The following is a 26,215-nucleotide window of genomic DNA, read 5'->3' as shown; positions in this document are numbered from 1 at the left end:
CGCGCGGCCCGCTTACCTCACAGCCTCGAACGCACTGATCAGCAACGCCCCCGCCGCGATCACCAGGCAACCGGCCGCCCGGCGCGGCGTCAGCCGCTCGCCGAGATACACGCGTGCGATCAGCGCCGCGAACACCACGCTCGTTTCCCGCAGCGCCGATACCGGCCCCATCGGCGCGCGATCCATCGCCCAGATCACGATGCCGTACGCGAGCGCCGCGAACACGCCGCCGCACGCGGCCTTCGCCGTTTCGCCGACATCCCGCGTCAGCCGTAACGGCCCCGCCCGCAGCCGGTAGTACGCGGCCATCATCGCGCCCGTCAGCACGAACATCCACGCGGTATAGCCGACCGTGTTGCCGCTTTCCCGCACGCCGATTCCGTCGACCACGCTGTAGGCCGCGATCGACACGCCGGTCGCGAACGCGGTCGGCAGGACCTGCATCATCCGGTGCTTCGCGTCGCGCCCGCGCTCCAGGCCGATCGCCAGGATGCCCGCGCAGATCAGCACGAGCCCGCATTGCGCGCCGGCATTCAGGTGCTCGCCCGCAAACACCGCCGCGCCGAGCGTGACGAGCAGCGGCGCGGTGCCGCGCGCGACCGGATACGCGACGGTCAGGTCGCCGTGCTCGTACGCACGCACCAGCAGCAACGTATAGACGACGTGGAGCACGGCCGATGCGACGACACAGAGCCAGCTCGCGGGCGTGATCGGCGCCGCGGCCGGCAGGAACAGCAGCGCGAACAGCCCGATGGCGATCTGCAGCACGGTGGCCGACCGCAGCCGGTCGCCGCTGCTGCGCACGAGCGCATTCCATGACGCATGCAGGAACGCGGCACACAGAACGGCAAACAGAACGGGGATCGGCACGATGCGTACTCGCTGACGGTCGGCCACGCGAAATCGTCGCCGCAGGGCGTTCATCGTATGAATACGTCATCCGGTTGTCAAAAAACCTGCGCTGCGCAGCGTCCTGTGCCCCCGCGCCGCCATGCCGTTTCGCCTGTCCCGCCCGCCCCGTGCGGCATCCGCGGCAATCGCCCCGCCCGCCGCGGAATGTGACGCGAAGGTGGCAGGCGGTCCGCCCCTTTCCGTTCTCTTTCGGTTCGTGCCCCGGCGTAATGAAATCGATACCGCAGCGCAATCGGCGCGAAACCACTCCGTCCCCATATCTTCATACGGGACTGTTTCAATGCGCGTGCTCTCTCACGAGCTCCGCGCCGAACCGACACGGCGACGGGGCCGCTCTCCACCATCGAAGACCTTACCTGGAGTTTCCCGATGTTCCGTCAAGCCTTGCTCGTCACCGCCTGCGCAGCCGCGGCGCTGGCGCTGTTCGCCTGCGGCGGCAGCGACGATCCCACGTCGACGCCTGCCGTGTCGTCGCAGGATGCGCTGCAGACCGCCACGCCGATCAAGCATGTCGTCGTGATCTATGGCGAAAACATCTCGTTCGACCACTACTTCGGCACCTACCCGAACGCGACGAACCCGTCGGGCGAACCGGCGTTCACCGCGAAGGCCGGCACGCCGACGCCGAACGGGCTGACGGGCACGCTGCTCACCGCGAACCCGAACTTCACGAACACGGCCAACGGCACCGACGCGGCGAACCCGTTCCGCCTCGACCGCACGCAGGCCGCGACCGCCGACCAGAACCACGCGTACACGGCCGAACAGCAGGCCGAGGACAACGGCCTCGCCGACCTGTTCCCGAAATACACCGGCAAGGGCTCGTCCGGCGGCGCCGGCGCATTCGGCACGAAGGGCCAGGTGATGGGCTACTTCGACGGCAACACCGTGACCGCGCTGTGGAACTACGCCCAGCGCTTCGCGATGAGCGACAACACGTTCACGACGGTCTATGGGCCGTCGACGCCGGGCGCGCTGAACGTGGTGTCGGGCCAGACCAACGGGATGCAGATCGTCAAGACGTCGAAGCAGCCGTCGACGCTCGCGTCCAGCTCGTACTACATCAATGACGGCCAGGGCGGCCTCACGATGATCAACGACGTCGACCCGGGCTTCGACGTGTGCTCGAGCACGACCGACCAGGCGATGATGACGGGCAAGAACATCGGCGACCTGCTGAACGGCGCGAAGATCACGTGGGGCGGCTTCATGGGCGGCTTCAACCTGTCGACGACGAACGGCAACGGCACGACGGGCTGCGCGCGCAGCACGGTCGCGACCGCCGTGAACGCCGCGACGGCCGACTACATCCCGCACCACAACTGGTTCCAGTACTACGCGTCGACCGCGAACCCGCAGCACACGCGCCCGAGCTCGGTCGCGGCGATCGGCTCGAGCTTCCAGACCGACGGCAAGACCGCCGAACCCGCGAACCACCAGTACGACACGGACGACTTCTTCGCCGCCGTGAAGGCCGGCAACTTCCCGTCGGTCAGCTACCTGAAGGCCCCGGCCGCACAGGATGCGCACGCCGGCTATTCGGATCCGCTCGACGAGCAGGCGTTCGTGACGAAGGTCGTCAACTTCCTGCAGCAGCAGCCGGACTGGCAGAACACGGCCGTGATCGTCACCTATGACGACTCGGACGGCTGGTACGACCACGTGTATACGGCGCCGACCCACGCGTCGTCCGATCCGGTCGACCAGGTCAACGGCAACGGCAAGTGCGGCACGGGCGGCACCACCGGCGTGAACGGCGCGACCGTGAACGGCCGCTGCGGCCCGGGCGTGCGCATTCCGCTGATCGTGATCTCGCCGTACGCAAAGCAGAACTACGTCGACCACACGATGCTCGACCAGTCGTCCGTCGTGCGCTTCATCGAGGACAACTGGCTGGGCGGCCAGCGCATCGGCGGCGGTTCGTTCGATGCGACGGCGGGCGACCTGCGCGCGCTGTTCGACTTCTCGTCGAAGCCGAACACGACGCCGCTGTACCTCGACCCGACGCTCGGCACCGCATTGAGCGCGGCACCGGCGATCTGACCGGTATTGCATGACCGCATGGCCGGCGCCTCACGCGCCGGCCGTTTCCGTTTGTTCCGTTCAACGCGCCGCTTCGTGCGGCGCCCGATTTCCGACCGACAGCATGACAGCTCGCCCCGCGTTCCCGTCTCCCGACGCCTCCGGCACCGCCGCGCCGCGCGCCCCTTCCCGCCTTCTGCGCCGCGCGGCATTCGCGATCGGCGCCGCCGTGCTCGGCTACGGCGCGTTCGCGATCGCGTTTCCCGCGCAGGTACCGGCGGCGATCGGCACCGTCGCCGCCGACTGGACGGGCGCGAACCCGCATCCGGTCGTGCTGCAGCGGCCCGCCGCGCAGCCTCTGTCGGCAGTCGCGCAGCTCGGGCGCGCGTTGTTCGCCGATCCGTCGCTGTCCGCGTCGGGCAAGCAGTCGTGCGCGTCGTGCCACAGCCCCGATCACGCGTACGGCCCGCCGAACGCGCTCGACGTGCAGCCGGGCGGCCTCGCGATGACGCAGCAGGGTTATCGCCCGCCGCCTTCGTTGATGTACCTGTACCGCCAGCCGAACTTCAGCATCGGCCCCGACGCCGGTGAAAACGACGCCGCACCGAGCGTCGCGCAGCAGGCCGCTTCGGCCGCCGGCGTGGTGAAGGCGCAGAAGGTGGCCGGCACGTCGGCCGCGCCGCAACTCGTGCCGCAGGGCGGGATGTTCTGGGATGGCCGCGCCGATACGCTGCAGCAGCAGGCGTTCGGCCCGCTGCTGAATCCGGTCGAGATGGCGAACGCGAGCGTCGACGACGTCGCGCGCAAGCTCGCGCAGTCGTCGCACCGCGCGCAGTTCGAGAAACTGTTCGGCGCGCGCGTGTTCGACAGCCCGCAGCTCGCGGTGTCGGAAGCGATGTTCGCGATCGCGCGCTATCAGGTGGAGGATCCGTCGTTCCACCCGTACAACAGCAAGTACGACCGCTGGCTCGAAGGCCGTGCGCGGCTGACTCGGGCCGAACTGCGCGGGCTGCGCCTGTTCAACGACCCGGACAAGGCGAATTGCGCGGGCTGCCACCTGTCGAAGCCCGGCAAGGACGGATTGCCGCCGATGTTTACCGACTACCAGTACGAGGCGCTCGGTGTGCCGCGCAACCAGCAGCTCGCGCAGAACCGCAACCCGGCGTTTCACGATCTCGGCGTGTGCGGGCCGTTCCGCGACGACCTGAAGGACCAGACGCAGTATTGCGGGATGTTCCTCACGCCGACGCTGCGCAACTCGGCGACGCGCCATGTGTTCTTCCACAACGGCGTGTTCCACACGCTCGACCAGGTGATGGCGTTCTACAACGAGCGCAGCATCTCGCCGCAGAAGTTCTATTCGCGCGGCGCGGACGGCAAGGTCGACGAGTACGACGACATTCCGCCGAAATACCGCGCGAACGTCGACGTGACCGATGCGCCGTTCGATCGCAAGCCGGGCGACAAGCCTGCGATGACGGCGCAGGACATCAGGGATATCGAAGCGTTTCTGGGAACGTTGAACGACGCGCCGGCGCGCTGAGAGGCCGGCGGTCGGTTGCCGTGCGCGCCGTGTTCGTCAGCGGCGCGCACGGATGCACAGGAAGGCCGGCGCCAGCGACAGCTCCGCGTGGAGCCGCTCCGATACGGCCTTCATCTCGGGTAGCGGTGTCGGTTCGACGAAACGGTCGAGGCGCCAGCCGGCGTCGGCGAGCGCATTCAGGATGTCGGCGAGCGGCCGGCGCCAGGCCTCGACATAGGGTTTCGGTTCGCCGAAGCCCGACCAATGGAAGCCGAAACGGCTCGTATCGAAGTACGTGCCGTCCCCACGCGTGCGTTCGTCCATCCAGTCGCGCATCGGATGCGCCATCGAGAACACCAGCGTCGCGCCCGGCCGCGCGACGCGTCTGAATTCGCGCAGCGTCGGCGTCAGATCGCGCACGTAGTCGAACGCGAGCGAGCACAGGATCTTGTCGAAAGCGTGGTCGGGCAGCCAGTCGAGCGGCGCCGCGAGATCGCCCTCCGCGACGTCGACCGCGAGCCCCGCGCAACGCGCCTTCGCGAGCGCGACCATCTCGGGCGTGATGTCGAACGCATGGACGGTCGCACCGTGGCGCGCGAGGTGCTCGCTGCAGATGCCGGGCCCGCAGCCGGCGTCGAGCACCGTCAGGCCGTCGACGTCGCCGAGCAGCGCCATCGTAGCCGGCCGCTCGTAAAGCGCGTTGTGTGCCTTGGTCGGCGCGATGTCCGCGTAGCGTTGCGCGAAGCTCGCGTAAACGCGGCGGGCGGACGGTTCGTTCGGGTCGGTCATGCGGCATCCGTCGGTGGAGACTGGGCAGGCCGATTCTGCCCGATCCGACGGCGGCTGGCGACCTGCCCTCGCGCCGGCGTCAGGACAGGCTGTCGAGCAACCGATACCACGCGACCCCGGCCGCGATATAGAAGCGCTGCAACCCGTGCAACGGGATCGGGCGGATCGGCGTGACCCGGAACGGCAGCGGCAGTTGCGCATCGCCCGACAGATGCGCGGCCAGGTGCTTGCCGAGCGTCGTCGCCATCGCGATGCCGCGGCCGTTGTAGCCGAGCGCGATCGTCACGCCCGGCGCGGGCTCGTGCACGTGCGGCAGGAAATCCGCGGTGATCGCGACGCGCCCCGCCCAGCGGTATTCGAACCGGACGCCCTTCAGTTGCGGATACAGCAGCGTCGTTGCGCGTTCGAGGTGGCGCCAGTCGCTCGGCGCGCGCGGGTCGGCGAACGGGCCGCGGCCGCCCATCAGCAGGCGCCCGGCCGCGTCACGGCGGAAGTACAGCAGCAGACGCCGCGCATCCGACGCAACCTCGCCGCCGGCGAGGATGTCGCGGCCAAGCGCCGGCGCGAGCGGTTCCGTCGCGACGATGAAACTGTTCGCGGCGATCACCGACTGACGCAAGCCGGGCCACAGCCCGTCCGTGTAGCCGTTGGTCGCGATCACGACGCGTTCGGCCGACAGCGTCGTGCCGCCGGACGTCGCGATCCGCCAGCGGCCGTCGGTGCGCGTCAGCCCGACGGCGCGGGTCGACCCATGCACGACCACCCCGCTCGCCTGCGCGGCGCGCACGAGGCCGCGCGTATAACCGAGCGGCTGCACGCTGCCGGCGCGGCGATCGATCCAGCCGCCCGCATACGCCGGCGTGCCGAGCCGACGCGCGATTTCGTCGCGGCCAAGCACGTCGACCGGCGCGCCGCGCGCGGCCCATTGCTGCGCCCGACGTGCGACCGTGTCGAGCATCGCGGCGGTCGGCGCCGGCTGGATCCAGCCGGCGCGACGCGCATCGCAGTCGATTCCGTACCGCGCGATCAGGTCGAACACAGTGTCGGCCGCGCCGCCGACGATGCCGACAAGCTGTTCGCCGGCCTCGTCGCCGAACCGGCGTACCAGCTCGTCGGGGTCGTATTTCAGCCCGGGAATCACCTGCCCGCCGTTGCGGCCCGATGCGCCCCAGCCCGGCTGCGCGCCGTCGATCACGCGGACGTCGACACCGCGTTCGGCCAGATGAAGTGCGGTCGACAGGCCCGTGAAGCCCGCGCCGACGATCGCCACGTCGCACGACACGGACGCGTCGAGCGCGGGCGTATCGGGCGCCGGCGCGGCGGTTGCCGCCCACAGCGAATCCGGCCACTGCGCGTCGGGCCGTCCGGGTGCCGCGTTCGTTGCGCTCATGTTCGATCCGGGTGGTCGGCGCCGTCCGACGCCAGCAGGCGGCGCAGGAATTCCTGCGTGCGGGGATGGGTCGGCTGCGTGAGCACGTCGCGCGCCGGTCCGCTTTCGCAGATCGTGCCGTCGTGCAGGAAGCACACGCGATCGGCCACCTCGCGTGCGAATGCCATTTCGTGCGTGACGACCACCATGGTCATCCCGTCGCGGGCGAGCCCGCGCATCACGCCGAGCACTTCGCCGACGAGCTCGGGGTCGAGCGCCGACGTCGGCTCGTCGAACAGGATCGCCTGCGGCGCCATCGCGAGCGCGCGTGCGATCGCGACGCGCTGCTGCTGGCCGCCCGACAGTTCCGACGGATACGCGTTCATCCGGTGCGAAAGCCCGACCTTGTCGAGCAGCGCACGCGCCTGCTCGCGTGCCTGCGCGGCCGGCATGCGCCGCACGTGCACGGGCCCTTCCATCACGTTCTCGAGCGCCGTGCGGTGCGCGAACAGGTTGAAGCGCTGGAACACCATGCCGACCCGCATCCGCAGTTCGTGGATCCGCTTCGAATGCGCGTCGACCTTCACGCCGTCGATCGTGATCGACCCTTCGTCGTAGGTCTCGAAGCCGTTGATACAGCGCAGCACGGTCGACTTGCCGGAACCGGACGGCCCGATCAGGCACACGACTTCACCCGCCTGCACGTCGAGGCTCACGCCCTTCAGCACCGCGTGCTGCTGAAACCGTTTATGGATGGCATCGATCCGGATCATGCGCCTCTCCTCAGTGCGAGCCGCTTGCCGAGCCGGTTCACGCCGAACATCAGCGGCAGGCCGAGCGCGAGATACAGCAGCGCGACGAGCGTGTAGACGCTCATGTTCTGGAACGTCGACGACGCGATCAGCTGGCCGGCGCGCGTGATCTCGGCGACCGTGATCGTCGACGCGACCGACGAATCCTTCAGCAACATCACCAGCGTGTTGCCGTACGGCGGCAGCGCGATGCGGAACGCCTGCGGCAGCACCACGCGCCGCATGATCATCGGCCCGCGCATGCCGATCGCGTGCGCGGCCTCGATCTGGCCGCGGTCGATCGCCTCGATGCCCGCGCGGAAGTTCTCGGCCTGATACGCCGAATACGCGATGCCGAGACCGAGCACGCCAGCCTGGAATGCCGACAGTTGCACGCCGAGATCAGGCAGCACGAAGTACATGTAAAACAGCTGCACGATGATCGGCAGCCCGCGGATCACGTTGACGATCGTGCTGCCGGCCGTCGAGACGGCACGATTGCGCGACACCTTCAGCAGGGCAAGGATCAGCCCGAGCACCGAGCTGAGCACGAACGCGCATGCGGTGATCTCGATCGTGACCACTGCGCCCTTCAGCAGGATCGGCAGGAAATCGATCGCATTCTGGAAAAACATGAGGCCTCCTATGCAACGGCCGGACGGCCCGCCGCCGGGAATGTCCGCGACGCGCGGGCGATGCCGGTCGGGAATCGAATGCCGACGCTCAGCTCATGTGCCACTTCTGCAGGATCTGCTGCAGCGTGCCGTCGCTCTTCATCTTGCGGATCGCGCCGTTGAGCTGTTCGAGTGTCGCAGTGTCACCCTTGCGCACGATGAAGCACACCTGCCCCTTCACGACGCTCTGGTATTCCGGCACGAGCCGCACCTGGCGATTGACGCCGTGTTCGATCTGGTACGCGACGATCGGCTGGTCGGCGAAGCCGGCCTTGATGCGCCCGAGCGCGACGTCGCGCATGATGTCGGCGATCGAATCGTAGGTCCGGACTTCCTTGAAGATGCCCTTCTTGTTGAGCGCATCGACGAACGCCGTGCCGACCTGCGCGCCGACCACCTGGTCCTTGAAATCGTCCATCGACGTATAGCGGCCCGGGTCGTCGGCCTTCACGATCAGGCCTTCGCCGAATGAGTAGACGGTGTCGGAGAAATCGACGACCTGCTGGCGCGCCGGTGTCTTCAGCATCGCGGCCGAGATGATGTCGATCTTCTGCGTGGTGAGCGACGGGATCAGCGCCGAGAACACGGTCTGCTGCACGTCGACGCGAAACCCGGCCGACTTCCCGGCTGCCGTGATCGCATCGACCATCATCCCCTGGATCGAATTGCTCTTGACGTCGAGAAACGTGAACGGCACGCCGGTGGCCGTCGCGCCGACCTTCAGCGTCGGCTCGGCCGCAACGGCACCCGCCGATGCCGTGGAGAGGGCGATACAGGTGGCAAAACCGGCGGCCAGTGCGCCGAACCGCTTGATGAACGGAACCATGGTGACTCCTTCTCGAATAATCCGGGCGCCGGCCGGTCGCTGATCGACACTGCGACGATGGCCCGATCTTAAAACGAATCAAAAACATCGAAAATAGATTTTTGCGTATCGATATTCGATACGCTATGATGCGATATCGAATCGATTCCGCTCCTCGCCATGGAAACGTCGCCCGACCAAGCAAACGATCTGCTGTTCAACCAGTCGCTGGAAAAAGGGCTGAACGTGCTGCGCGCGTTCAGCGCGAAACGGCGCACGATGACGCTGGCGGAGGTGGCCGACGCGGCGGGGATGACGAAAAGCTCCGCGCAGCGGATGGTCTATACGCTCGAGAAGCTCGGCTACATCCGCAAGCATCCGGTCACGCGGCGTTACCAGCTCACGCCGCACGTGATGCGGATCGGCTTCAACTATCTCGCCGCCGACACGTTGATCGACGTCGCGAATCCGTTCCTGTCCGAACTCACGAACCTGACCGGCGAAACCACCAACCTCACCGAGCCGGACGAGGACGAAATGGTGTACGTCGCGCGTTTCGTGTCGACCAAGTTCGTGCCGATTCACATGCCGATCGGCAGCCGCATCCCGATGTACTGCACCGGTTCCGGGCGCGCGTTCCTGAGCGCGTTGGCGCCGGAAGAAGCACGCGCGCGGCTCGACGACATGGTGCGCACGCCGCATACGCCGCGCACCGTCACGGCGCTCGACGATCTCGTCGCATTGCTCGACAACGCGCGGCGCGAAGGCTATGCGACCAACCAGGAAGAACTGTTCATCGGCGACATGTCGATTGCCGCGCCCGTACTCGGCAGCCAGGGGCAGCCGGTCGCGGCCGTGCACGTGGTCGCGCCGACTAGCCGCTGGACGTTCGACGACGCGCGCCGCAAGCTCGCGCCGGCGGTGATCGACTGCGCGCGCGGGATCAGCAACTCGATCCGGACGCTCGAGTAGGGTTCGTGAGGCGGGAGACCGTGCGCCCCGGCGGTGCGCAACGGCGTTTGATCGCTACTGCGGCTTCCGCGATGCCTCGCTCCGATAAGTCCGGTTCGGATGCAACACGAGCGGCTTCGCGACAGCGTCCAGTTCCTTGCCGTGATACAGATCGAGGCACTTCAGGAAGTCGAACTTCACGTCCCCGACTTCCGATTCGACAACCGGATTCCGATAGTCTCGAGCCAGATACTTCGCGACCAGCGCGTGAATGACATCCGGCGCACGCTCCATGTCGTAGTAGGTCCAGTCGCGCAACGCGCTGATGCTGCTGCCGATATCCTTGCTCACGCCGGGCGCCTGCTTGTACGCGGTAGCGAGGCACTCCGCGAGCACCATGTCCTTGAAGTTCTGGAGGTATGTTCGTGAGCCGGACTCCGGCGAGGCTTGTGCCACATCCTTCGCGCCAATCGCTGCTGGTTAAAGCGCAACGCACGTCAGCACGGCCGTGATCCGGACTCCCCTCATGACAGGCTCCAAAAATTTGCGCGATCGGTACGATACCGCGCGCCCGGTTCGTTGAAGTAACCATGGTCGCGCCCCGGATGCTCGCGTCCGTCGCCCTCCGCGGCCGGACCTCGAGGATCGGATCAAACCCCGACGGGGAAAAGTATGGCCGACTGTCGCCGACAGCCTCTTCGTCCACCCACCCCCTCGTTTTCCCCGATCCCGTTCATCTTGACTCCGCCGCACCGATCGACAAAACTTCGCACATCGCAAGTGTGATCACAGATCGCAGATCAATCCCAGGAGAACCCCGCCTTGCCGCCTCGTATCGTCCCGCCCGCACTGAAAGCCATCGAACAGGAAACGATGGCCGACAAGGTCTACCAGCAACTGCGCGAAGCGCTGATGAGCGGCCGCTTCGCGCCCGGCCAGGCGCTGAGCCTGCGCAGCGTCGCCGAGGCAGTCGGCTCGTCGACGATGCCGGTGCGTGCCGCGCTCACGCGGTTGCGCGCCGAGCGCGCGCTGGTCGACGGCCCGAACCGGGCGCTCGTCGTTCCGCCGATGACGCTCGACATGCTCGACGAACTGCGCGACGTGCGGATCGCCCTCGAAGGCTGCATCGCCGAGCGCGCGTGCGAGCGGATGACCGACGCGCAGATCGCGGTCGTGCGCAAGACCTGCGAAACGATGCAGGCACACGTCGAGGCCGGCCGCTCGCGCGCCTACCTGCAAAGCAATTTCGCGTTCCACAGCGCGATCTACGCGCACGGCGCCAGCGAAAACACGCTCGCGATCGTCGAGAACCTGTGGATGCGCGTCGGCCCGTTCCTCAACATGGTCGCGCTCGACATTCCGCACATGCGGCGCTCGATGGATGCGCACCGTGCCATCGTCGATGCACTCGAGCGACGCGACGGCGCAGGCGTGCGGGCCGGCATCGCGCTCGACATCGGCGGCGCCGCGCACGATCTCGCCAAGACGCTGCGGGCCGAACAGACGCCGCGGACCGTGAACGCGAAACCGTAGCCGCCGCCCGCCTCGACCCGCCGAATCGCGAGCGGCCGCAATCCGACTACACCAACGATGGAGACAACCCGGCATGACAGCTTCCGACCTGCTGAAACCCTATGACGGCCTGCGCGTCCTCGTGACGGGCGGCGCGTCGGGCATCGGTCTCGAAATCGCCGACGCGTTCGCCGAATGCGGCGCGCGCGTGCACGTGTGCGACGCCTCGCAAGCCGCGATCGCGGCGCTCGCCGACCGGCCGCCGCGCGCCGCGGCCGGCGCGATCAGCGCGACGCTGGCCGATGTATCCGACCCGGCCGCCGTCGAGCGCGTGTTCGCCGACGTGTCGACCGGGCTCGGCGGCCTCGACGTGCTGGTCAACAACGCGGGGATCGCCGGCCCGACCGGCGGCATCGACGAAATCGACCCCGTGCAGTGGGAACAGACCGTCGCGATCAACCTGAACGCGCAATTCCAGTTCGCGCGCCGCGCGGTGCCGCTGCTGCGCGAGTCGAAACACGGCGGCGCGATCATTGCACTGTCGTCGGTCGCCGGCCGGCTCGGCTATGCGTTCCGCACGCCGTATGCGGCCACCAAATGGGCGGTGGTCGGCCTCGTGAAGAGCCTCGCGATCGAACTCGGGCCGCTCGGCATCCGCGTGAACGCGATCCAGCCCGGCATCGTGCGCGGCCCGCGGATGCGCCGCGTGATCGAGGCGCGCGCGCAGCAGCTCGGCATCGGCTACGACGACATGGAGAAGCGCTATCTCGAGAAGATCTCGCTGCGGCGCATGACCGATCCGGCCGAGATCGCCGCGACCGCGCTGTTCCTGTGCTCGCCGGGCGGGCATGGCATCACCGGCCAGGCGATCTCCGTCTGCGGCAACGTCGAAGTGCTCTGACGCGTCCTGCATCGTTCATCGAAAGGAATCCATCCGTGGCAAACGCTCGTAAAGTCATCATCACCTGTGCGCCGACCGGCGCGATCCATACGCCGTCGATGTCGCCGTACCTGCCTGTCACACCGCACGAAATCGAAACGGCCGCGGTCGCGGCCGCACGGGCCGGCGCGGCGATCCTGCACCTGCACGCACGCAACCCGTCCGACGGCAAGCCGACACAGGATCCGGCCGTGTTCGCCGAATTCCTGCCGCGCATCAAGGCGCAGACCGACGCGGTGATCAACCTCACGTCGGGCGGCAGCCCGCACATGACGGTCGACGAACGGCTGCAGCCCGCGCTGCATTTCCAGCCCGAGGTCGCGTCGTTGAACATGGGCTCGATGAACTTCGGGCTGTACCCGATGCTCGAGCGCTTCCGCGAGCTGAAGCATCCGTGGGAGCGCGAACATCTCGAGAAAAGCCGCGATCTCGTGTTCAAGAATACGTTCGCGGACATCGAGACGATCCTCACGCGCTGCGGCGCGAACGGCACGCGGTTCGAATTCGAGTGCTACGACATCTCGCATCTGTACAACCTCGCGCACTTCGTCGATCGCGGGCTCGCGAAACCGCCGTTCTTCGTGCAAAGCGTGTTCGGCCTGCTCGGCGGGATCGGCGCGCACCCGGAAGACCTGATGCACATGCGCCGGACGGCCGACCGCCTGTTCGGCAGCGATTACGTGTGGTCGATCCTCGGCGCGGGCCGCAACCAGATTCCGCTCGCGACGATCGGCGCCGCGCAAGGCGCGAACGTGCGCGTCGGGCTCGAGGATTCGCTGTGGATCGCGCCCGGCAAGCTCGCGGAATCGAGCGCCGCGCAAGTCCTGAAAATGCGTCAAGTTCTCGAAGGCCTGTCGCTCGAGATCGCAACGCCGGCCGAGGCGCGCGCGATGCTCGCGCTCAAGGGCGGCGACGCCGTGAATTTCTGATCGCCGGGTCGCTCCCCCACACCCGCATCCGCAAGCGCAGTGACAAGGCGCCGGCCCGAACCGGCCGGCGCCAGGACGCCCTTCATCGCCCCGCTCCGTTCGAGCGCCGCCGGCGCGGCTCCGTCGACTGCCCATCCGCTGCCTGCCGCGCAGCGGCATTTGCCGAACGCGGCGCGCCGTGCTTGCCGTGCGCGCCGGTTCGCCCTTACCGGAGTCGTCCGCATGTCCACTCATCACGCTCAGGCCCTGTCGTCCACCGCGACCGACGCGAATGCGTCGCTGAACCGGCTGCTGTTCCGCAAACTCATGCCGCTGCTGATCGCCGCGTATGTGATCAGCTTTCTCGACCGCACCAACATCGCGTTCGCCAAACATTCGATGGGCGTCGATCTCGGCATCTCATCGGCCGCGTACGGGCTCGGCGCGGGGCTGTTCTTTCTCACCTACGCGCTCTTCGAGATCCCGAGCAACCTGATCATGCATCGCGTCGGCGCGCGCTTCTGGATCACGCGGATCATGATCACGTGGGGCGCGCTGTCGATCGCGATGGCGTTCGTCCGCGGCGAGACGTCGTTCTACGTGATGCGCCTGCTGCTCGGCGTGGCCGAAGCCGGCCTGTTTCCCGGCGTGATGCTGTATCTGACGTACTGGTTCGGCCGGGAGGAACGTGCGCGCGCCACCGGCTATTTCCTGCTCGGCGTGTGCATTGCGAATATCGTCGGCGGGCCGCTGGCCGGTGCGCTGATCGAACTCGACGGCACGCTCGGTTTCCACGGCTGGCAATGGTTGTTCGTCGTCGAAGGCATTCCGGCGATCCTGCTCGCGTTCGTCGTGTGGACACGCTTGCCGGACCGCCCGAGCGCCGCGCCGTGGCTCGCCCCGGAAACCGGCCGCGCGCTCGAGCGCAAGCTGGCCGCCGAACAGGATGCGGGCGTCGCCGCGCACGGCGGCCACGCGTTCGGCGCCGCATTGCGCGACCCGCAGATCTGGCTCGCAATCTTCGTGTACTTCTGCCACCAGTTGACCATCTACACGGTGATCTTCTTCCTGCCGGGGATCATCGGCGCGTCGGGACGTCTGTCGCCGGTCGCGGTCGGGTTGCTGACGTCGCTGCCCTGGCTCGCCGCCGCGCTCGGGGCCGGGACGTTGCCGCGCTTCGCACGCGAGTCGCGTCATTCGCGGCGGATGCTGTGCGCGGGGCTCGCGATCATGGCGGCCGGGATGGTCGGCGCCGCGCATGCGTCACCGTTGGCGGGCCTGCTTTGCGTGTGCGTGTCCGCGTCGATGTTCTTCGTCGTGCAGTCGATCGTGTTCACGTTTCCGGCGTCGCGGCTCGCCGGCAGTGCGCTGGCCGGCGGGCTCGGGCTCGTGAATACGTGCGGGCTGCTCGGCGGCTTCGTCGGGCCCACCGTCGTCGGCGCGATCGAACAGGCGACCGGCAATGCAAAGAACGGGCTGACGCTGCTGGCGGCCGCGCTCGTCGTCGCGGCATTCGCGAGCCTCGCGTTGCGTCACGGGCACGAGCGCGCCGACGTGCGGTCGCGCGGCTGAAAGGCAGGCTGGAACCAGACCGGCGTGAGACGGGCTGCGCCCCGCCCGCCTCACGCGGTCAGAACAGATACATCCCCGCGACGAACACGACGCCCGAGAACAGCAGCGTCGTCACGCAGTACCCCATGATGTCGCGCACACCGAGCCCCGCGATCGCCAGCGCGGGCAGCGCCCAGAACGGCTGCGCCATGTTGGTCCAGGCCTCGCCGTACGCGATCGCCATCGCCGCCTTGCCGAGATCGGCACCGAGCGCCTGAGCCGCCGGCATCACGAACGGGCCCTGCACGACCCAGTGGCCGCCGCCCGACGGCACCGCGAAATTGATCACGGCGGAACTCAGGAACGCGAGCAGCGGGAACGTATGCACGTTCGCGATATCGACGAACCACTTCGTGATCACGCCCGCGAGCCCCGAATGATCCATCAGCGCCTGGATGCCCGCGTAGAACGGGAACTGGATCATGATCCCCGACGCGCCGCGCGCCGCACCGGCCACCGCACGCGCATAGGCCATCGGCGTACGGTGCAGCAGGATGCCGGCCGCGAGGAACGCGAGGTTCACGGTGTCGATGTCGAGTGCGAAGCCCTTCTGCACGAACTTCAGTACGAGGAACGCCGCACACAGCGCCGCGACGAACACCGACAACGCACGGCTCTCCTCCATCCGCTCCGCGAACGTCGCGTCGGGCCCGAGCTGGCGCTCGACGCTCGGCGGTTCGGCCAGCAACGCCGGATCGACGCTGACCACGTCGCCCGGCTTCGGCATCATCAGGCGCGCGAGGAACGGCAGCATCACGATCAGGCCGATCGTGATGAACGCGTTGTAGCCGGTGAAGATCGTCTGCGACACGGGAATCAGCCCGATGGTCTTTTCCATCGGGTTGCCCTTCGTGGCCGCGACGAGCGGGACCGAACCCGACAATCCGCCGTGCCAGCTCAGGAAGCCCATGTACGCGGACGCGACGAGCAGCCGGTAATCGCTGCCGGCCACGCGACGCGCCACTTCGCGCGCGAGCATCGCGCCGAGCACGAGGCCGAAGCCCCAGTTGATCGCGCACGCGAGCGCGCCGACGAACGCGACGAGCATCACGCCCTGCCCCGGCGTGCGCGCGGTGCTCGCGAGCGCGACGAGCATGCGCTTCACGGGCGGCGAACTCGCGAGTGCGTGACCGGTGACGAGAATCATCACCATCTGCATCGAGAACGCGAGCAGGTTCCAGAAACCCGAACCCCACATCGTCGTGAGTTGGGCGGGCGTATTGGGTGTGAGGCCGAACGCGAGCGCGAACGTGACGATCGTCAGCAGGATCGCGAAAATCAACGGGTCGGGCAACACGCGGTGAACCACCTGCGTGAAAAAGCGGGAAATGCGCTGGATCAACTTGAGCTCCTCGTTTCCTGATAGGGACGTCCGCGCGTGTCGTTGTGGGTGGATGCGCGGAAACGCGCGGATTCTTGCATAGAACCGGCGGACGCGCTTTGGTATGCGGGGGGCCGCGATCGCGCGGTCGTATCGACAGGAAAACGGGATAAATGACAGGCAGCCCTTACGTCGCTTCGACGCCTCGATCAACGCACCGCGTTCGTCACGCCTCCCAGCGCCCGCGCTCCATCGCCTCGACCATCATGCCGAGTGTGAGCGACCGGCCGCCCAGGATTTCGCGCGCCTTGTTGCTGAACGGCGATCTGACGACCGTGGCAAGGAACGAACCGATGCCGAGCTTCGCCGACGGGTAGTAATCGTGGATGTCGAACATGGACAAGTCGACGTCAAACGTCACGGCCCATCGCCGGACGAACGCATCGATGTACTCCGGCTCCATGTCGAGATCGTGATAGAGATCCGTGTCCCGCGTGAGCTCGATCCGACCGACTGGAAGCTTGCCGATATCGGTCGCAATGAACGCTTCGAGGTTTTTCCAGGCGTCAGCCATACAAACGATCCTCGGGCTTCACGATGCTGTTGTACGTGCCGATCGTGCGACAAGTGATCAGCGAGATATCCGTTGCCAGGAGGACCCAACCTGCTCCTGGAATGGCGCGCCCAACAAAAGCGCCGATATTCCGCGTGAACTTGATCCGCAACATGACAAGACTCGTGAACGACGTAACGGTTGGCAAAATCCGATGCTTCAGTTCGTACGGCAGCAAGCGACGAGAAACCACCGACGCGATCGAGGTGCCCTTGACGGCGTTTGCGAACTTGCCGCGCGTGCGGATAAAGCGCTGGCCCAGCAACACCATCGCGATACCGATCGCGTCATCTACACCCGCCGCCTTGCCAGTCTCTTCGATGAAGATCAGGAAAAGCAACGCTTCGCGCCTCAAGCCGTCATGAACGCCGTACTTGTACGAATTCGACATTTTCCCTCAGATCGTTTGAATTTGAATGAGCGGAAAACGCTATCGTGAATGACTCGGGAAGGACAACGGACCCAGGGAAGCAATGACTGTTGCACGCGTGCATCCGGGCGCAGGTGATCGACGGGATGCCGTTCCTCTAAAGCGGCCCCACGCTTGGCGCCTCCGATCGTATCGGCTTCATCGTCCTGCGTGGATCACCGCGGCAACAGCTTGCTTTGGAACGGATACAAATCGTCAACTTTCGGTGATTTGTTGGCGACAAAAAAGGCAAACGTCGTTCGCCTCCTGGCTGCGTGGACGCATTAACGCATCGCCACCGCACGCTCCTTGACCACCTCCATCGCCTTCGCCCGCCCCTCACTCCACCGTTGCGCCACCCGATACGCGACGAGCGACCCGGTCACGGCAAGCAGCATCGGCACGAGGCTGTCGTGATCCGCGCGCGTGAACTCGAGCAGCAGCACGACCGCCGTGATCGGCATCTGCATCGACGCGGCGAGAAACGCGGTCGCGCCGACGAGCGCGCAAGCGCCGATCGGCGCACCCGGCCACACGAGGCTCCACAGCCCGCCGAGCACGACGCCGAGCAGCGCACCGTTCGCGAGGCCCGGTGTCAGCAGGCCGCCTTCCGCGCCGGCCCGCAGGCTGCCGGCCTCGATCAGCACCTTCAGCACGAGCAGCGCGGCGGCGAGGCCGATCGTCAGCGTGCCGTCGAAACCCAGCGACGCCGGACCCTTGCCGTTGCCGAGCAGTTGCGGAAACCGCATCGCGAGCACGCCGATCACCGCGAAGTTGATCAGCGCAAGCACGGGCAGCCGCCCGTCTTTCGGCGCGTTCGCCCGGGCGCGCGTCGTGAGCCGCACGAAGCCGTATGCGGCGAAGCCGAACAGCGGCCCGCAGACGATCGACCATGCCACCAGCGGCGTGGTCAGCACGAACGGCGGCACCGTGTACTGGTGTTCGTTGCCGAGGCCGATCCACGCGACGGCCGCCGCGATCGCCGACGTCGCGACCGCCACGACCAGCGCACGCAGTTCGAACGTGCCGAGCAGCACTTCGAGCACGAAGATCGCGCCGCCGAGCGGCACGTTATAGACGGCCGCGAGGCCCGCGCCCGCACCGCACGCGACCATCAGCCGGCAATCGTCGGGGGTGAGCCCCGCACGATGCGCAAGCTGCCCCGCCAGCAGCGATCCGATCTCGCGCGGGGCGACTTCGCGGCCGAGCGGCGAGCCGAGCGCGACGGTGACGATCTGCAGCAGCGCGTGAATCGTCGTGCTGACGACCGGCATCCGCGGATCGGCCGCGCGCACCGCGCGGCGGATGCTGACGAGCGGCCGGCCAAACCGGTACAGCGCCCACCAGCCGCCGCCGGCGACGATCCCGCAGACGATCAGCACCGCGAGCCGGCGCAGCGGATCGGCGCCGGTCACGCCGGTGAGGAAGCTCTCGGTGCCGATCACGTGCGCGATGCTGTAGCCGAACGCGACGTGCTGGATCGCATGCAGCAGCAGCGCGAGCAGCATGCCGCCGAAGCCCGCGCCGACGCCGGTCAGGATCGTGACGACGGCCATGCGCGCGAACGGGCTGGCGGCCGGCGAAGGGGATGCGGGAGCGGACGGGAGATCGGGGCGCATGGGGTTCGCGGATGGGATCGAAAAAGACGGCGCGCCACTCGCGCCGTCGTCAGGACCGCATCGTAGGCCGGCGACAATCATGAGACAAACGTATTTTTCGAATCGACTCATGCATTTGATGAATATACGAAGACCGGCGGGTCAAGGCAGCCCGAAGTTCACCGTCCGCTTCAATCCGGGTACCGGATACGTGATGCGTTCCGGTTCACGCCGCAGGATCGCCTTCCCGTTGCGGCGTATTCGTGAGAACGGCCGAGTGCTTCGAGTAGGCCGGTCGCGCGATCCGGTTGACGAGCCTGGAATGTGTGCACGCGCCCGCCTTTGAACACGAGTGATGCCGGTCGCGGGCGTGGATGCAGGCGAGCCGTTCTCCGCGCGCCAGTCGCACCGACCCACCGCCGTGCCACGCCCCGCTCATGTTGCACCGACGCGACAGCACGCCCGCGACGGAGGGATACCGCCCGCGTGCGACCGTGCAAAAACCACCACCGTCACGCGCGCACCGCGCGTCGTGTCAGTTTTGTGAACGACTCTTGCCTGATCCGGAAAGGTGCGCTCGCGGCCCCCGGCGGCCTTGCGCGCGGGTTGCGTTCCTATACTTGCGCCGAACTTTCGTTCCCCTTCCACACGCAGGAGCCTCACTTGAAAAAAACCCTCGTCGCCGGCGCATGCACCGCCACGCTGTTCGCCCCGCTCGCTCACGCACAGAGCTCGGTCACGCTGTACGGCCTGATCGATGCCGGCATCGTCTACACCAACAACGCCAACGGCGCGTCGCTGTGGCGCCTGAACAGCGGCACCGTCAACGGCAGCCGCGTCGGGTTTCGCGGCACCGAGGATCTCGGCGGCGGCCTGAAGGCGCTGTTCGTGCTCGAGAACGGCTTCAACGTGAACAACGGCGGGCTCGGGCAGGACGGCAAGCTGTTCGGCCGCCACGCGTACGTCGGCCTGAGCCAGAGCGGCTATGGCACGCTGACGCTCGGCCGCCAGTACGACACGATGGTCGATTTCGTCGCGCCGCTGTCCGCCACGGCCGGCGACCTCGGCGACACGAGCTTCGCGCACCCGTTCGACAACGACAACCTGAACCACTCGCTGCGCATCAACAACGCGGTCAAGTACACGAGCGAGACGTATGCGGGCTTCAAGGTCGGCGCAATGTACGCGTTCTCGAACGCGACCAGCTTCGGCGCGAACCGCGCATACAGCGTCGCGGCGAGCTACACGAACGGCCCGCTGAAGCTGGCCGGCGCGTACCTGCAGATGAACGGCACGAAGGGCTCGACGAGCGCGAGCCCGGGCGCGACCGACGCGGCCGAAGCGAAGAGCCTGAACCAGGGCGGCTGGTCGATCGGCTCGGACCGCATGCGTTCGTACGGCGGCGGCATCAGCTACGGGTTCGGCCCGGCCACCGTCGGCTTCGTCTATACGCGCTCGCAGTACGACAACACGGGCTCGTTCGGCTCGACCGGCCAGGTCGCGTTCAACAACTACGACGTGAACGTGCGCTATGCGGTGACGCCGGCCGTCAGTCTCGGCGCGGCCTACGTGTACACGGACGCCAGCGTGTCGAACCCCGACAGCAGGCACGGCACCGATCCGAAGTGGCACCAGGTCGACCTGCAGGCCGTCTACAAGCTGTCGCGCCGCACGGACGTCTACGCGGAAGCGATGTATCAGCACGCATCGGGCCGCGGCTACCGGGCGTTCATCGACGGCTCGGGCGGCGCATCGAGCACCGCGAACCAGATCGTCGGCACGATCGGCATGCGCACGCGCTTCTGATCGACGCGATGCATCGCCGCCCGACGGTCACGCACCTGCGTTCGCATGCGGGTTCGTTCGCGGCGGGCGGCGCATCAATGTTGTTCCATCTGGAAGGCAGCCTGCCTGGAATCGGGGTTTTTACGCGCGCGGGCGCTGCGTAGACTGCCAGCGAAGGTCGGGGGCGCGCATCGCGCGTCGCGCCGGCCACCCACCCCGTACCCAGGAGAACCTCGTGAAATCGCTCGTCGTTACCGCCGCCGCTGCCGTCCTGCTCGCTGCACCGGCCCTGTCGTTCGCCCAGTCGGCAAAGTCGCCCGTCACGCGCGCGCAAGTGCTGCAGGAGCTGAGCGACCTCGAATCGGTCGGCTACAACCCGGCGCGCGGCGAATCCATCAACTATCCGGACGACATCCTGGCGGCACAGGAGCGGCTCCACGAAAAGCGCCTCGCGCAACAGAAGGCCGCGCACGCCGCATACGGCCCGGCCGGCGAGCCGGCAACGGAATCGGGCACGGCGGCAAAGCCCGCGCTGTAACGTCATGACGATGCGCCGCGCCCACGGGGACGATGTACCGTGGGCGCGGCGAGTCGCGTTGGCGTGGTTGCCGAAATTCGCGTGAAGAGAAGAAGCCGGCTGAAGAGAAGAAGCCGGCGCTACGCCGATACGCGTCGGCCGCTCAGGCGGCCTGCGGTTCGCGGTCGATCGCGTTCAGCATCTCGACGTCGCGCGCAATCATCCCCGGCACCTGGGCACGCAGCATCTCGACCCACGTCCGCACCTTCGCATCGACGAAGCGGCGCGACGGATACAGCGCGTACACGTTCATCTTCTGCAGGATGTGCGCGGGCAGCACGCGCACGAGCGTGCCGTCGCGCAGCGCGTCGATCGCCGAGTAAAGCGGCAGCATGCCGATCCCGATGCCGTCGCGGATCGCGAGCGCGAGCGATTCGGCCGTATTGGTCTGCACCGGCCCCGCGACGTGGATCTGCTCGACGCCTTCGGGCCCTTCGAGCACCCATTCGTGCGTCGGGAACGCCGGCGTGCACAGCGTCAGGCACGCGTGCGCGGCAAGATCCTGCGGACGGGCCGGCGCGCCGTGGCGTTTCACGTAGTCGGGCGACGCGCACAGGATGCTGAAGGTCGAGCCGAGCAGGTGCGACACGAGTTCCGAATCGGGAAGCGACGACGCGGTCACGACGGCCATGTCGCTCGTCCCGTCGAACAGGTCGGGCATGCGCTGCGACAGCGACAGCTCGATCGACACGTCCGGAAACTGCGCGTGATAGCGCGTCAGTGCGGGCAATACATAGTGATGGCCGACGCTCGCGAAGCTGTGCATGCGCAGCACGCCGGCCGGCCGTTCGTGCGCGCAGCTCGCCTCTTCTTCCGCGCGGTCGACGTCGGCGAGGATCTGGCGGCAGCGCCGCAGATAGCTTTCGCCGGCCGACGTGAGTGCGAGACGGCGCGTCGAACGATTCATCAGACGAGTACGCAGGCGCGCCTCGAGCTCCGACACCGCGCGCGACATCGCGCCCGTCGTCGAATTCAGCGATTGCGCGGCGGCAGTGAAACTGCCCGTCTCGACGACACGCGCAAACACCCGCATGTTTTGTAGGGTATCCATTCCTGTGAGCAACCTGTAGCGGAGCCGCTATTTTCCTCCACTGGATGCGACAGATTGTTACTCCGGCTGCAACTATCGTTTCCCCGCAGCTGCGTTAATGCACGGGCGCCGCGCTCCTACAATCGGCGCCTCACCAGTCGAACGGACCCGTTCGGACGTGCCGTGGCACCGTGCCCGGCCCCGTACCGGCCCCCTCTTTTCATGAAGCCACAACCTGCGATCGAGCGACCTTCCATCGAACCGGCACGATGGAGGGCATGGCTCGATCCACTCGGCGACGCGGCACGCGACTGGGCCGCGAGCGACGGGCTGATCTGGCTGCACCTCGCGAAAACCGTGTTCGCGGCGCTGCTCGCGATGGGCATCGCGATGCGCCTGGAGATGTCGCAGCCGCGCACCGCGATGACGACCGTGTTCGTGCTGATGCAGCCGCTGTCGGGAATGGTGTTCGCGAAGAGTTTCTACCGCGTGCTCGGCACGGCGGCCGGTCTCGTCGCCGCGCTCGCGCTCGGCGGGCTGTTCGCGCAGCAGCCCGAGCTGTACATGGCCGGCATCACGCTGTGGATCGGCAGCTGCATCGCACTCGCGGTGCGCAACCGCCACTTCCGCTGGTACGGCTTCGTACTCGCCGGCTATACGGCCGCGCTGATCGGCCTGCCGGCCGTGATGACGCCGCAGACGCTGTTCCAGTCCGCGCTCACGCGTGCCGCGGAAGTCGCGCTCGGCATCGCCTGCTCGGGCGCGGTCAGCGCGCTGATCCTGCCGCTCAGCTCCGCGAAGGCGCTGATGCGCTCGCTGGGCACCCGCCATGCGACGTTCGCGGCGTTCACGGCCGGCGCACTCGCGGGCGACGTCGCCCGCGCCGATTTCGAGCGGCGCTTCGCGGATTTCGTCGACGACATCGTCGGCTTCGAGGCCAACCGCGCGTTCGCGTCGTTCGAGGATCCGCACATTCGCGCGCGCAGCCGCCGGCTCGCGCGGCTGAACAGCGAGTTCATGAACGCGTGCACGCGGCTGCATGCGCTGCACCAGCTCGTCAAGCGGCTGCGCGCGAACGGCTCGGACGCGGTGCTCGATGCGCTCGCGCCGCACGTCGATGCGCTCGCGCAGCGTTTCGCCGCGCTGCGCGACGAGCGGCAGCGCGGCATCGCGCCGGCCGCCGGTGCACTGGTCGATCTGCGCCGCTTCCACAGCGCGTTGCCGAAAGCCGCGCGCGCCTCGCGGCGAAACATCGAGGAACACGCGCCCGGCGGCCTGCTCGACTTCGATACCGCGATCGAGCTGCTGTACCGCTTCATCGGCGAATACCTCGGCTACGCCGACACCTATGCGTCGCTCGACCAGGACGACCATGCGTTCGAGCGCTCGGTCACGCATTACGCGGTGAAGACCAATACGTTCTTCGTCGGCTTCGCGTTCCTGCGCACGGTCGTCGCCGTCGGTGCGATGAGCGTGTTCTGGATCGCCTCAGAATGGCCAAGCGGTCCGCTTGCCGTGACCGCCACCGCGATCGCGTGCGCGCTCAGCTCGACGTCGCCGCGCGCGCCGAAGTTCGTGGCGCAGATGAGCGTCGGCGCGACATTCGCGACCGCCATCGGCTACCTGTTCCTGTGCTACGTGTATCCGAACATCGAAGGCTTTCCGCTGCTGTGCGCGGCGCTCGCGCCGGTGCTCGGCGTCGGCGCGTTTCTCGCGATGCGGCCGGGATTGTCCGGTTACGGGATCGGCTTCGCGGTGTTCTTCTGCCTGCTCGCGGGGCCGGACAACGTGATCGCGTATACGCCCGAGGTGCTGATCAACAACGGCCTGGCCGTCGTCATCGCGATGCTCGTGTGCTCGCTCGTGTTCGCGGTCGTGTTCCCGACTCACATGCCGTGGCTCACGGGCCGCATCGCGCACGACCTGCGCCGCCAGGTCACGCTGGCGTGCGAAGGCGCGCCGGACGGCCTCGCGCAGCGCTTCCAGTCGAGTACCCACGACCTGATGGCGCAACTGCGCACGCTGCTCGTGCGGCGCACGCGGCAGCATCGCGACGCGCTGCGCTGGATGCTGTCGACGCTCGAAGTCGGCCACGCGGTGATCGACCTGCGCGACGAAATGAACGCGTTCCGCGCATCGAAGCCGCCGCAGACGCTGCGCTGGACCGGCTCGATCGACGCGGTGCTGCACGAGCTGCCGCGCTTCTTCGACGATCCGACGCCCGGCCATCACGCACGCACGCTGAAATCGGTGAATCTCGCGATCCGCGCCGCGCAGCACGCGCTGCAGGCGTGGTATGCGGTGCCCAACGAGCGGCACCGCATGCAGCGCATCGTCGGCTGCCTGCACTTCATGCGCAGCGCGCTGCTGGACAAGGACGCGCCGTTCAACCGGCATCGCCATTGATCCCATCGATGCCATCGACGCCCTTGACGATCGGTGCGTGCGCAACGGGATCCTTGTTCCGGATGGAAATATGCTCTACAGGCGCGGTGATTAATCTTTAAGCAGTGCGAGCCTATAGTTTCCTCACTGCCAGCGAGACTGGCACTCACCCAGGAGAAACAAAAATGAAGCCGCTGCACCTCGCCCTCGTTGCCCTGTCGCTCACCGCTGCTGTCGCTCACGCACAGCCGGCACCGGCAGACGACGCACAGCAACAGGCGAACCGCGTCGAAGCCGTGAAGGCCGCCGGCCGCGTCGATCGTGCGCAATCGAAGCAGGACGACCCGAACGCCTGCGTCGGCCCCGTCAGCTTCTGCAACATCTACTTCGGCAGCTGAGCATGACGCCGCGTCGTCACGGCCAGGCCCGCACCGCCCGCATGACCTGCGCGGGCGAGCGGCGGCCCGGCCGATCGCGGCCCGGCCGATCGCCGCATCGCCGCTCCGCCCCACGCCGCTTCGATTGAAGCGGCGCATGCCGTTTCAGGCGCCGCGCCCCGGCCGCCAGCCCACCTCGCGCAACGCATCCAGCAAGCGCGCCTGCCCCAGCCCTTCGACCCGCGCACCGCGCGACTCGACGTCGCCGCCCGCGACGAGCGCGTTCACGATCGCTTCCTCCACCGCTTCCGCCGCCGCGACGAACAGCGCGGAAATATGGTCGTTGTTGACCATCTTCACGCCGGTGGTCGGCGCCCCCTTGCTGCCGTAGTTCGCCGCCGGCAGGCCGTCGTTGCCCGTTGCGAACGCAAGGAAGATGTCGCCGCTCGAATCCTCCGTGCCGCCGCCGACCCGCGCGAGCCCGACACTGGCACGCTGCGCGAGCCGCGTGCATTGATGAGGCAGCAACGGCGCGTCGGTCGCGATCGTCACGACGATCGAGCCCATCCCGGCCTCGCCCTGCGCGTCCGGCGCGCGGAACGGCGAAGGCACGTGCCGCAGCACTTCGCCGACCGGGTAGCCGGCCACGCGCAGCATCTCGCGCACGCCGTAGTTCGCCTGGACGAGCGCGCCGACGGTCCAGCCGCCCGCATCGGCCGCGAGCACACGCGACGCGGTGCCGATGCCGCCCTTGAACTCGTGGCAGATCATGCCCGTGCCGCCGCCCACGCCGCCTTCGGCAACCGGCCCCGTCTGCGCGGCGGCCAGCGCGCGCAGCACGTGCGCGGCGCTCACGTGCTGCCCCCAGATGTCGTTCAGCAGGCCGTCGTAGGTTTCCATCACGACCGGCATGCACCAGTACACGCGGCCCGCCGCCGCTTCGCGCTCGTTCGCGACGAGTGCATCGCGCACCGCGCCGACGCTGTGCGTGTTCGTATAGGCGATCGGCGTGGTGAGCAGGCCGGCTTCGCGGATCCATTCGAGCCCCGTCGCATCGCCGTTGCCGTTCAGCACGTGCACGCCCGCGAAACAGGGTGAATCGTGCGCGGCGCCCGCGCGCGGCTCGATGACGGTGACGCCGGTGCGGATCGATGCGTCGCCGTTCTCCTCGTTCAGCGTGCAATGTCCGACCCGCACGCCCGGAACGTCCGTGATCGCGTTGAAGCGGCCCGGCGTGCCGAGTCCGATGCGGATGCCGAGATCCCTCGTGCGCATGATGCAATTCCTCCCGTCTTTCAATGGTTCGGTGTTTCG

The 26,215-nt window shown here is 67.6% G+C and carries 24 protein-coding genes; 11 read left to right on the top strand and 13 right to left on the bottom strand.

Annotation, left to right across the window (positions count from 1 at the left end):
* Window positions 1–12 precede the first annotated feature (12 nt).
* Window positions 13–924 (bottom strand): EamA family transporter, encoded by a 912-nt coding sequence (locus tag DPV74_RS01285; RefSeq protein WP_119336371.1) that lies wholly within the window; start codon window positions 922–924, stop codon window positions 13–15.
* A gap of 357 nt (window positions 925–1,281) precedes the next feature.
* On the opposite strand from DPV74_RS01285, the gene DPV74_RS01280 reads away from it, so the two are divergent.
* Together DPV74_RS01280 and DPV74_RS01275 are read left to right on the top strand one after the other, a co-directional pair.
* On the top strand, window positions 1,282–2,955 hold the full coding sequence (locus tag DPV74_RS01280; RefSeq protein WP_119336370.1) for a phospholipase C: 1,674 nt from the start codon (window positions 1,282–1,284) through the stop codon (window positions 2,953–2,955).
* Between the two features lie 103 nt (window positions 2,956–3,058).
* Entirely contained in the window at window positions 3,059–4,477 is a 1,419-nt protein-coding gene (locus DPV74_RS01275) for a cytochrome-c peroxidase (protein ID WP_119336369.1), read from the top strand.
* A 36-nt stretch (window positions 4,478–4,513) separates the two neighbouring features.
* On the opposite strand, the gene DPV74_RS01270 is transcribed toward DPV74_RS01275, so the two are convergent.
* From DPV74_RS01270 to DPV74_RS01250, 5 genes are all read right to left on the bottom strand, one after another.
* A complete protein-coding gene (locus DPV74_RS01270; RefSeq protein ID WP_060085238.1) occupies window positions 4,514–5,245 on the bottom strand; it encodes a class I SAM-dependent methyltransferase in 732 nt (243 codons plus the stop codon).
* 79 nt (window positions 5,246–5,324) lie between these two features.
* Window positions 5,325–6,635, bottom strand: a complete 1,311-nt coding sequence (locus DPV74_RS01265) for an FAD-binding oxidoreductase (protein ID WP_119336368.1) — start codon at window positions 6,633–6,635, stop codon at window positions 5,325–5,327.
* Entirely contained in the window at window positions 6,632–7,387 is a 756-nt protein-coding gene (locus tag DPV74_RS01260) for an amino acid ABC transporter ATP-binding protein (RefSeq protein ID WP_027791539.1), read from the bottom strand. Before DPV74_RS01260 ends, DPV74_RS01265 begins: the two co-directional genes overlap by 4 nt.
* On the bottom strand, window positions 7,384–8,040 hold the full coding sequence (locus tag DPV74_RS01255) for an amino acid ABC transporter permease (protein WP_006482843.1): 657 nt from the start codon (window positions 8,038–8,040) through the stop codon (window positions 7,384–7,386). Before DPV74_RS01255 ends, DPV74_RS01260 begins: the two co-directional genes overlap by 4 nt.
* A gap of 88 nt (window positions 8,041–8,128) precedes the next feature.
* Window positions 8,129–8,905 (bottom strand): ABC transporter substrate-binding protein, encoded by a 777-nt coding sequence (locus DPV74_RS01250; RefSeq protein ID WP_027791537.1) that lies wholly within the window; start codon window positions 8,903–8,905, stop codon window positions 8,129–8,131.
* Between the two features lie 159 nt (window positions 8,906–9,064).
* On the opposite strand from DPV74_RS01250, the gene DPV74_RS01245 reads away from it, so the two are divergent.
* Complete coding sequence (locus DPV74_RS01245; RefSeq protein ID WP_059694911.1) at window positions 9,065–9,856, top strand: IclR family transcriptional regulator; 792 nt, start codon at window positions 9,065–9,067, stop codon at window positions 9,854–9,856.
* Window positions 9,857–9,910: 54 nt separating this feature from the next.
* Here DPV74_RS01245 and DPV74_RS01240 read toward each other — a convergent pair whose 3' ends face one another.
* Window positions 9,911–10,306 (bottom strand): type VI secretion system amidase immunity protein Tai4, encoded by a 396-nt coding sequence (locus tag DPV74_RS01240; protein ID WP_119336367.1) that lies wholly within the window; start codon window positions 10,304–10,306, stop codon window positions 9,911–9,913.
* A gap of 351 nt (window positions 10,307–10,657) precedes the next feature.
* On the opposite strand from DPV74_RS01240, the gene DPV74_RS01235 reads away from it, so the two are divergent.
* From DPV74_RS01235 to DPV74_RS01220, 4 genes are all read left to right on the top strand, one after another.
* The gene (locus tag DPV74_RS01235; RefSeq protein ID WP_060314860.1) at window positions 10,658–11,368 is read left to right on the top strand and encodes a GntR family transcriptional regulator; all 711 of its coding nucleotides are present in this window, start codon (window positions 10,658–10,660) and stop codon (window positions 11,366–11,368) included.
* A gap of 73 nt (window positions 11,369–11,441) precedes the next feature.
* Window positions 11,442–12,248: an SDR family oxidoreductase gene (locus DPV74_RS01230; protein ID WP_027791533.1), complete on the top strand. Its 807-nt coding sequence runs from the start codon at window positions 11,442–11,444 to the stop codon at window positions 12,246–12,248.
* Window positions 12,249–12,283: 35 nt separating this feature from the next.
* Entirely contained in the window at window positions 12,284–13,216 is a 933-nt protein-coding gene (locus DPV74_RS01225; RefSeq protein WP_021159186.1) for a 3-keto-5-aminohexanoate cleavage protein, read from the top strand.
* Between the two features lie 222 nt (window positions 13,217–13,438).
* Window positions 13,439–14,767: an MFS transporter gene (locus tag DPV74_RS01220; RefSeq protein ID WP_027791532.1), complete on the top strand. Its 1,329-nt coding sequence runs from the start codon at window positions 13,439–13,441 to the stop codon at window positions 14,765–14,767.
* 58 nt (window positions 14,768–14,825) lie between these two features.
* Here DPV74_RS01220 and DPV74_RS01215 read toward each other — a convergent pair whose 3' ends face one another.
* From DPV74_RS01215 to DPV74_RS01200, 4 genes are all read right to left on the bottom strand, one after another.
* Window positions 14,826–16,148 (bottom strand): TIGR00366 family protein, encoded by a 1,323-nt coding sequence (locus DPV74_RS01215; RefSeq protein WP_027791531.1) that lies wholly within the window; start codon window positions 16,146–16,148, stop codon window positions 14,826–14,828.
* Between the two features lie 205 nt (window positions 16,149–16,353).
* On the bottom strand, window positions 16,354–16,701 hold the full coding sequence (locus tag DPV74_RS01210) for a DUF1493 family protein (RefSeq protein ID WP_119336366.1): 348 nt from the start codon (window positions 16,699–16,701) through the stop codon (window positions 16,354–16,356).
* Window positions 16,694–17,131, bottom strand: a complete 438-nt coding sequence (locus DPV74_RS01205; protein ID WP_119336365.1) for an STM2901 family protein — start codon at window positions 17,129–17,131, stop codon at window positions 16,694–16,696. The genes DPV74_RS01210 and DPV74_RS01205 overlap by 8 nt, the downstream gene beginning before the upstream one ends.
* 302 nt (window positions 17,132–17,433) lie before the next feature.
* Window positions 17,434–18,768, bottom strand: coding sequence for a chloride channel protein (locus DPV74_RS01200; protein WP_119336364.1), 1,335 nt, complete (start codon window positions 18,766–18,768; stop codon window positions 17,434–17,436).
* 642 nt (window positions 18,769–19,410) lie between these two features.
* Here DPV74_RS01200 and DPV74_RS01195 point away from each other — a divergent pair.
* Together DPV74_RS01195 and DPV74_RS01190 are read left to right on the top strand one after the other, a co-directional pair.
* Window positions 19,411–20,553, top strand: a complete 1,143-nt coding sequence (locus DPV74_RS01195) for a porin (protein ID WP_027791527.1) — start codon at window positions 19,411–19,413, stop codon at window positions 20,551–20,553.
* A 214-nt stretch (window positions 20,554–20,767) separates the two neighbouring features.
* Window positions 20,768–21,070 (top strand): DUF4148 domain-containing protein, encoded by a 303-nt coding sequence (locus tag DPV74_RS01190; protein ID WP_059694929.1) that lies wholly within the window; start codon window positions 20,768–20,770, stop codon window positions 21,068–21,070.
* Between the two features lie 142 nt (window positions 21,071–21,212).
* Here DPV74_RS01190 and DPV74_RS01185 read toward each other — a convergent pair whose 3' ends face one another.
* Window positions 21,213–22,160 carry a LysR family transcriptional regulator gene (locus tag DPV74_RS01185; protein ID WP_119336363.1) on the bottom strand — a complete coding sequence of 316 codons (948 nt, stop codon included), beginning with the start codon at window positions 22,158–22,160 and terminating at the stop codon, window positions 21,213–21,215.
* 201 nt (window positions 22,161–22,361) lie between these two features.
* Between DPV74_RS01185 and DPV74_RS01180 the strand changes: the two genes are divergently transcribed.
* Together DPV74_RS01180 and DPV74_RS01175 are read left to right on the top strand one after the other, a co-directional pair.
* On the top strand, window positions 22,362–24,545 hold the full coding sequence (locus DPV74_RS01180; protein ID WP_119336362.1) for an FUSC family protein: 2,184 nt from the start codon (window positions 22,362–22,364) through the stop codon (window positions 24,543–24,545).
* A 164-nt stretch (window positions 24,546–24,709) separates the two neighbouring features.
* The gene (locus DPV74_RS01175; protein WP_059694933.1) at window positions 24,710–24,922 is read left to right on the top strand and encodes a hypothetical protein; all 213 of its coding nucleotides are present in this window, start codon (window positions 24,710–24,712) and stop codon (window positions 24,920–24,922) included.
* Window positions 24,923–25,066: 144 nt separating this feature from the next.
* Here DPV74_RS01175 and DPV74_RS01170 read toward each other — a convergent pair whose 3' ends face one another.
* Complete coding sequence (locus DPV74_RS01170) at window positions 25,067–26,176, bottom strand: P1 family peptidase (protein ID WP_119336361.1); 1,110 nt, start codon at window positions 26,174–26,176, stop codon at window positions 25,067–25,069.
* Window positions 26,177–26,215: the final 39 nt, after the last annotated feature.

Source organism: Burkholderia sp. HAN2018 (assembly GCF_024704855.1).
Lineage (GTDB): Bacteria > Pseudomonadota > Gammaproteobacteria > Burkholderiales > Burkholderiaceae > Burkholderia > Burkholderia cepacia.
The sequence above is the reverse complement of the archived record's forward strand: the minus strand, read 5'-3'. Positions and strand labels throughout refer to the sequence as shown.

Bases quoted from the DNA above. Each gene is read 5' to 3' on its own strand.
- DPV74_RS01200 (WP_119336364.1), bottom strand. From the start codon at position 18,768: ATGCGCCCCGATCTCCCGTCCGCTCCCGCATCCCCTTCGCCGGCCGCC.
- DPV74_RS01275 (WP_119336369.1), top strand. From the start codon at position 3,059: ATGACAGCTCGCCCCGCGTTCCCGTCTCCCGACGCCTCCGGCACCGCC.
- DPV74_RS01245 (WP_059694911.1), top strand. From the start codon at position 9,065: ATGGAAACGTCGCCCGACCAAGCAAACGATCTGCTGTTCAACCAGTCG.
- DPV74_RS01170 (WP_119336361.1), bottom strand. From the start codon at position 26,176: ATGCGCACGAGGGATCTCGGCATCCGCATCGGACTCGGCACGCCGGGC.
- DPV74_RS01180 (WP_119336362.1), top strand. From the start codon at position 22,362: ATGAAGCCACAACCTGCGATCGAGCGACCTTCCATCGAACCGGCACGA.
- DPV74_RS01230 (WP_027791533.1), top strand. From the start codon at position 11,442: ATGACAGCTTCCGACCTGCTGAAACCCTATGACGGCCTGCGCGTCCTC.
- DPV74_RS01280 (WP_119336370.1), top strand. From the start codon at position 1,282: ATGTTCCGTCAAGCCTTGCTCGTCACCGCCTGCGCAGCCGCGGCGCTG.
- DPV74_RS01250 (WP_027791537.1), bottom strand. From the start codon at position 8,905: ATGGTTCCGTTCATCAAGCGGTTCGGCGCACTGGCCGCCGGTTTTGCC.
- DPV74_RS01270 (WP_060085238.1), bottom strand. From the start codon at position 5,245: ATGACCGACCCGAACGAACCGTCCGCCCGCCGCGTTTACGCGAGCTTC.
- DPV74_RS01220 (WP_027791532.1), top strand. From the start codon at position 13,439: ATGTCCACTCATCACGCTCAGGCCCTGTCGTCCACCGCGACCGACGCG.
- DPV74_RS01210 (WP_119336366.1), bottom strand. From the start codon at position 16,701: ATGGCTGACGCCTGGAAAAACCTCGAAGCGTTCATTGCGACCGATATC.
- DPV74_RS01175 (WP_059694933.1), top strand. From the start codon at position 24,710: ATGAAGCCGCTGCACCTCGCCCTCGTTGCCCTGTCGCTCACCGCTGCT.
- DPV74_RS01285 (WP_119336371.1), bottom strand. From the start codon at position 924: ATGAACGCCCTGCGGCGACGATTTCGCGTGGCCGACCGTCAGCGAGTA.
- DPV74_RS01205 (WP_119336365.1), bottom strand. From the start codon at position 17,131: ATGTCGAATTCGTACAAGTACGGCGTTCATGACGGCTTGAGGCGCGAA.
- DPV74_RS01265 (WP_119336368.1), bottom strand. From the start codon at position 6,635: ATGAGCGCAACGAACGCGGCACCCGGACGGCCCGACGCGCAGTGGCCG.
- DPV74_RS01255 (WP_006482843.1), bottom strand. From the start codon at position 8,040: ATGTTTTTCCAGAATGCGATCGATTTCCTGCCGATCCTGCTGAAGGGC.
- DPV74_RS01260 (WP_027791539.1), bottom strand. From the start codon at position 7,387: ATGATCCGGATCGATGCCATCCATAAACGGTTTCAGCAGCACGCGGTG.
- DPV74_RS01185 (WP_119336363.1), bottom strand. From the start codon at position 22,160: ATGGATACCCTACAAAACATGCGGGTGTTTGCGCGTGTCGTCGAGACG.